Source organism: Halorubrum sp. F4, from assembly GCF_027257195.1.
Lineage (GTDB): Archaea > Halobacteriota > Halobacteria > Halobacteriales > Haloferacaceae > Halorubrum.
Window position 1 is genome coordinate 1 of record NZ_JAPDFS010000051.1, and the last position, 1599, is coordinate 1599.

Sequence of the window (1599 nt, forward strand, 5' to 3'; positions counted from 1 at the left end):
CGGCAATGAGGGGTGGGAGGATATTGTCGAGATCATGTTTACAGCGGCAATGAGGGGTTCGAATCACAGACACAATTCTCAAATCGTGGGTAACTACCGAATACGGGCAACATTATCCGTTATGGTTGTATAGTACCGTATTTACAGCGGCAATTCGGTGCCGAAGATTGATATAGGTTGGCTGAGTGGAATTTCGCATGAGCGATACGGAGTCATTCTTTGGGGATCCCGACCCCATCTTTGCCGACAAGGAGCTACTCCGCGTGAGTCACCTCCCGGAAGGCGACCGCATTATCGGCCGCGAAAAAGAACTCGGTAACCTTGCGAACGCGATCAAGGACGCGAAGCGTGGGGGGACGCCGAACAACGTGTTGATCTACGGAAAGACAGGAACAGGCAAGAGCCTCTGTTCAAAGTATATCACGCGGGATCTGACCGAAGCCGCTGCCGACAATGGTGTCCACGTCGACGTGGCGTACATCGATTGCTTTCAAGACTCCACCGAGACGCAGGTTGTCCGGACGATCGCCAAGTCGTTCAACGATCGCGACGAGACGGGCGTGACAGTTCCAGTGTCAGGTGTCTCTACGTCCGATTACTACCGCCGCCTCTGGAAGATTGTTGACGCCCGTCTCGATGTCGGGATCATCATTCTCGACGAGATCGACAAGCTTGAAGACGATAACATTCTCATGCAACTCTCGCGAGCGGCCGAAGCTGAAAAGGTGAACGACAGCACGCTCGGCATCATCGGGATCAGCAACAAAATTCGGTATAAGGAATCGCTCAACGAGCGGGTAAAGTCGAGTCTCTCCGAGCGAGATCTCGTGTTCCCGCCGTACGACGCGAATCAGCTCCGCGCAATTCTCTCGTCACGGGCGGACGCGTTCCGAGAGGGTGTACTTGATGACGAGGTGATTCCGAAGGTGGCGGCTCTTGCGGCGAAAGAACACGGCGACGCCCGAAAGGCGATCGGTATTCTCCGGTATACTGGTGAAATCGCCGACGAACACAGCGACGACCGGGTTCGCATCGAGTACGTCGATGAAGCCCACGACCGCGAAGAAGAGGCGCGTCTCGCCGAACTCATCGGGAAGCAACCCGAGCACTCGAAGTATCTGCTTCAAGGACTCGCACTCCAGATACAGCAATCAACTGATCCCGACGTCATGATCCCCTCGAAACAGGTGTACTCTGCGTACGAGGTCGTTTGTGAACGCGAAGGAACCGATCCGCTCAAGATCCGTCGCGTCAGGGATTTACTCTCCGAACTGGCGTTTCTCTCGCTGATCGAGCAGGATCGGAAGGGGCGTGGAAAGGGGAAGGGCGCCCACACCGTGAACCGGCTTGTTGATGCCCCCGAGCTTGTCGTCGAGGCGTGTAAATCGGTGTAACCTGGGTGGGGACCGCTCTAGGGTGAGTTTCAGTGGCTGTGTTGAATCGCCATACAGCGGCAGGGTAGGTCGCTAAATCAAAGGCGTTGAAGCGGGAAGATTCGGTTGCTTATGACACAAATCTCCCGCTTCATTGGAGAAGTTGTCCCGGTTGCTCAAAGAGTTACTGGCGATGGAGGCGAATCCGTCGCCCCGGAAGGCGGCG

The 1599-nt window shown here is 55.7% G+C and carries 1 protein-coding gene and 1 pseudogene; both read left to right on the top strand.

All coding sequences use genetic code 11. The features are described from left to right. The first annotated feature begins 197 nt into the window (after window positions 1-197). Window positions 198-1394, top strand: a complete 1197-nt coding sequence (locus OKW78_RS16645) for a Cdc6/Cdc18 family protein (protein WP_281196166.1) — start codon at window positions 198-200, stop codon at window positions 1392-1394. Between the two features lie 111 nt (window positions 1395-1505). Continuing rightward, window positions 1506-1599 (top strand): annotated as a pseudogene (locus OKW78_RS16650) (IS5/IS1182 family transposase); the annotation flags it as partial.

What these genes read in the sequence shown, in the direction of transcription:
- OKW78_RS16645 (WP_281196166.1), top strand. Translation starts at nt 198, where the DNA reads ATGAGCGATACGGAGTCATTCTTTGGGGATCCCGACCCCATCTTTGCC.